The organism is Peribacillus sp. P4_C12, assembly GCF_056402095.1.
Genome location: NZ_JBFUIB010000296.1, coordinates 1 through 4,585 on the forward strand (window position 1 = coordinate 1; position 4,585 = coordinate 4,585).

Genomic DNA, 4,585 nt, shown 5'->3' on the forward strand with positions numbered 1-4,585 from the left:
TGTGTGCGCTTTCTATTTTTAATTCATCAAGTAAGGACAAAATATCCTTTGCAAAATTTTTAATCGTTATTCCGTCCATTCTTAGATTATCACCATGTCCTCTTAAATCAGGAACAATCAGGTCATACTGATCTGCTAATTCAAACTGTTTCCCCCAACCCTCCTTTATTTCACCAAGTCCATGAATGAGAATTAAAGATTCGCCATAACCAACACGTAAATAAGGCATTTCGTTTTTACTGACAGCTGTCTTTTTCACAATCAAAACCCCCTTAACTTGTTTTGATTTAATTGCCATAAATACGAAGAATGAAACAATGGTAATTGCATCGATGTCCGCATGCTCTCTTTTAATGTAACGTCAAGCTGCTAGTAATAAAATTTTCGTACAATAGTGGATGAGCTCGCCATTCACTCCACTCGTACCTATACCATCAGCATAGTTCAATTCTTAGGAGCACCCAACCAAGGCTATTTTGAAATAAAACGCAAGACAGAATCCAAATTTTGTTTGAATCAAACGTTGTAGGTTCTAAGTCGTATAATTCCTGGATGGCATTTCTTTGTCTAACAAGCGTTTTGAGTCACCACCATTCTTAAATAGTTTGGTCCGTAATTGACTAATTCGAGATTTAGCAAGATATTCCTTTTTCTGTAAGATCAAAACCTTACCCCATGGTGGCTTATTTTTGAAATTTCAGTCAATTGCATTATATATATATGTGCTCGCTTGACTTGTAATTACTTATAGGTGTAAAATACATATATAGATTAATTATCGAGGTGAAATTGGATGGCAAAAGACAACAAAGAACAATCATTAGCCCCTTCGAAAAATTTTATTATGCCATTTATTTTGTTACTTCTCAGCGGATTTTCCTTACATGGCTACGAGCTTATCCAAAAGCTGCAAAACTTTGGGTTCCAAACCCTTGATCAAGGGAACTTATATCGGCTATTGCGAAAACTGGAACAAGATAATTTAGTGAGTTCTGAATGGGATACCACAGGCAGTGGTCCCGCTAAAAGGAAATATTCGATCACAGACGCTGGAGTTGCTTATTTAAGAACCCATGCAACTCATTTGGAGAACTACCAATCTATGTTGGATCAATTTTTCCGTATGTATTCAAGTTTTTTAGAGCTCTATATGCCTTCATTTCAGATGAGGGATTCAATAGAGAAATCTAGCAAGAATAAGGGGAGGAACAAAAATGAGTCAAAAGAAGAATGAACAAATTGAAAAGGCCTATATTTCTGAATCAATCGTTAATACAGTTTGGAATCAGTATGAAGGTGCTATTGAGCGGTCCCGCAAAGTGCTTGAAAATCAAGAGGAAGTATACATTAGGACACTTGAGGAAACCTCAAAGTTCAATGCTGAACTTCGTAAATCACTCACATCCTTTTACGAAGGAAATAAAAAAGTAAATGCGGATGTTATGAACTCATTCCAAAGTAATAAAGCGGAGGAAGTTTTGTCAGAGGGACTTCGTTCTTTCATTAATGAAGGACAGGAAGTCGTGAATCGATTCGAAAACATTATGTTAACTCCATTAAAATCATCCTTTGATATAATGGAGCGATTTGAAAGGAGGGCTGTTGAAAACAATAAAGCCTATGTAGAGAACTTACAAACACATAGAAAAGAACGTACAGCTAATTCAAACGAATACATTAATCTTGCTAGAACAGCACAGCTTAGATTATTACGTCGTGTGGAAGACGGTTTTAAAGTTATGGTAGGTTCAGGGGTAAATAAGTAGTAGATTGTAAGCTCGAGACCGTTAATTATTAAAAATGAAAAATCTCATTGAGAAATAACCATGAACAGGTACTTTCCATTAGTGCGTGTACGGGTTATTTTTTTTGCCATTTTCAAATTCATCCAACTAATTAGAAGTTTTGTAAAGAATTCGTTAACTATGTAGAGTATAGTGAAAATTCTGAAAAAGTAAAAGGTATTTCCAACAATTTGGAGAATTAAATAAATAAATGTAATTGAGTACATTTTGAATCACCTATGTTTTTTGATTCGAAAATTCATCATCCTATTTATCTAAAACAAAAAGTTTATTTAAAAACGCTTTACCTGTTATTCTTACAAAACACTCTTTAGGGGCGAATGAAATGCAAAATATGTATACAATTGGTGACTTCATCATATCTCAGGACACCAAGATAGAAAGTGTTGACAATACAGACATCCAAAACATCTTAGCTTCCATATTTCAGTCAAGTTACGATGGGATATACGTTGCCGACAAAAATGGTAATGGAATGATGGTAAATCATGCATATTCAAGAGTTACTGGTGTGAAAAGCCAGGAACTTCTTGGTAAAAATATGAAAACAGTGGTGAAAGAGGGCCTAGTTTCTGAATCCGTTACAATGAAAGTTTTAGATGGTAAAGCGCCAAAAACGATTATTCAGACTGTAAGAGGAAAGGAACTATTAGTCACTGGAAATCCTGTATATGACAAGAATGGGGAAATTGCTTACGTTGTAACGAATGTAAGGGATATAACGGATTTAAACCATATGAAGACCGAACTGCAAAATTCCATAAATTTAACCCAAAAATATTTAAATGAAATCGAGGAACTTAAAAAAAAGGAAATGCTGCATATGAACCTTGACGGATCCGTAGCCCAAAGCCAAGAGATTATAAAGGTTTTTCTTCTTGCTAAAAAACTGGCAAAAGTTGATTCAACTTTACTCATCTTAGGTGAGTCCGGCGTCGGGAAAGAGGTCATCGTTAAATACCTACACCAAGAAAGTGAACGCGCAAACCAACCTTTAATTAAAGTGAATTGTGCAGCCATACCAAAGCACCTTCTAGAATCTGAACTATTTGGATATGAAAAGGGCGCATTTACAGGTGCGGACAGTCGTGGAAAACCTGGTTTATTTGAACAAGCAAATGGGGGTACGATTTTTTTAGATGAGATTGGGGACATGCCAATCGATCTTCAAGTTAAATTATTAAGGGTTTTACAAGAATTTGAAATCACTCGTGTTGGCGGGAGAAGTAGCTTCAAAATAGATGTAAGGGTCGTTTCCGCGACACATAGGAATTTGGAGGAAATGGTCGAAAATGGTGAGTTTAGAAAGGATCTTTACTACCGATTAAATATTGTTCCCATTAAAATACCAGCATTACGAGAAAGGAAAGCAGATATCGTACCGCTAGCCTTCTATTTTTTAAATAAAATGAACAAAAAGAACCGATTAAATAAGCGTTTTCATCCGGAAATCATTCGTTTCTTCGAGGAATACCCATGGCCTGGTAATATTAGGGAGTTGGAAAACTTGATTGAGAGATTAGTTGTAACGGCCGATCTGGAACAAATAGGCTTGGAGGATTTGCCACCAAGTATGTTACAAGGATTAGAACTTAAACAAAATGTAAAAAGTACATTAAAAGAAATCATTGAAAATGTTGAACGAAAGATAATAAAAGAGAAAATTCAAGAATATAAAACAACACGTAGCACGGCTAAAGAATTAGGCATCAGTCAATCGGCACTTGTAAAGAAAATGAAGAGATTAGGTTTGTAAACACGGTAAATGATGAAGAAAGTAATCAAGGGCAATTTATATAATCCATTATGTCAGCGTATATTCGTTGGCTTTTTTTGTAATAAATAAAGTTTTACTACCCCGATTCATTGCTATATAAACATATTTCGGGTAAAAAAGGTGCCATGAAATAATTTTTTTAATCCAATTATAAAAGCTGGCACGGCAATTGCATTAACTAATTATTTGTGTAAGTCTAAAAAAAATATATAAATGGCGGTTTGATTATTCTTTTGCTGAAACAAAAGAACAGTCATTCAAAAAGGGAAGGGGAAAAAGAATATGAATTTGCCTACTTTTAATCTAGCAGGAAAGATTGCACTAGTAACAGGAGGTAGTAAAGGTATTGGATTTGGAATGGCTCAGGCTTTAGGCCATCATGATGCAACAGTTGTCATTTCCAGCCGAGGAACTGAGGAAGGAGAACAGGCGGTTTTACAGTTAAGGGAAGAAAATATTGATGCACACTACATTTCTTGCGATGTTACTAAGAAGTGTCAAGTGGAAGATTTGGTTAGCCAAATTGTCGATAGATTTGGTTCACTTGATATTTTAGTGAACAATGCGGGACTCAATATTCGTAAGCCATTAATTGACATAGAAGAAAGCGACTGGGATACAGTTTTAGAAGTTAATTTAAAAGGAATTTTTCTAGTTGGTCAAACTTGTGCAAAACAAATGATCAAACAAAGCTATGGAAAAATAATCAATATCTCATCGATTTTAGGAACGATTGGAATGCCATACCAAACATCTTATGCTGCAAGTAAAGGTGGCATTAACCAAATGACAAAAGTTTGGGCGGAAGAATTAGCTGCATATAATATTACCGTTAATGCAATTGGACCAGGATATATAAAAACTCCGATGACTGGTGACTGGCTCTCTGACCCTGAAAGGCTTCAAAAGATAATAAATTCTGCAATGATCAAACGAATTGGAGAAATTTCAGACTTGGTAGGGCCAGTGGTTTTCTTGGCTTCTGATACATCTGCGTATGTTA

At 35.3% G+C, this 4,585-nt stretch carries 5 protein-coding genes; 4 read left to right on the forward strand and 1 reads right to left on the reverse strand.

Annotated features, from left to right (window positions below; genetic code table 11):
• Window positions 1-259 (reverse strand): alpha/beta fold hydrolase (locus AC1DUW_RS21410; RefSeq protein WP_477643404.1); only part of this gene is annotated, 259 nt, incomplete at its 3' end.
• A 534-nt stretch (window positions 260-793) separates the two neighbouring features.
• Between AC1DUW_RS21410 and phaQ the strand changes: the two genes are divergently transcribed.
• From phaQ to AC1DUW_RS21430, 4 genes are all read left to right on the forward strand, one after another.
• Entirely contained in the window at window positions 794-1,234 is a 441-nt protein-coding gene (gene phaQ, locus AC1DUW_RS21415; RefSeq protein WP_053346010.1) for a poly-beta-hydroxybutyrate-responsive repressor, read from the forward strand.
• Complete coding sequence (locus AC1DUW_RS21420; protein WP_477643405.1) at window positions 1,215-1,766, forward strand: hypothetical protein; 552 nt, start codon at window positions 1,215-1,217, stop codon at window positions 1,764-1,766. Before phaQ ends, AC1DUW_RS21420 begins: the two co-directional genes overlap by 20 nt.
• Before the next feature lie 364 nt (window positions 1,767-2,130).
• Window positions 2,131-3,561, forward strand: a complete 1,431-nt coding sequence (locus tag AC1DUW_RS21425) for a sigma-54 interaction domain-containing protein (protein ID WP_116822079.1) — start codon at window positions 2,131-2,133, stop codon at window positions 3,559-3,561.
• Between the two features lie 303 nt (window positions 3,562-3,864).
• Window positions 3,865-4,585: SDR family NAD(P)-dependent oxidoreductase (locus AC1DUW_RS21430; RefSeq protein WP_477643406.1), on the forward strand; the 721-nt coding region annotated here is incomplete at its 3' end.

Bases quoted from the DNA above. Each gene is read 5' to 3' on its own strand.
- phaQ (WP_053346010.1), top strand. From the start codon at position 794: ATGGCAAAAGACAACAAAGAACAATCATTAGCCCCTTCGAAAAATTTT.
- AC1DUW_RS21420 (WP_477643405.1), top strand. From the start codon at position 1,215: ATGAGTCAAAAGAAGAATGAACAAATTGAAAAGGCCTATATTTCTGAA.
- AC1DUW_RS21425 (WP_116822079.1), top strand. From the start codon at position 2,131: ATGCAAAATATGTATACAATTGGTGACTTCATCATATCTCAGGACACC.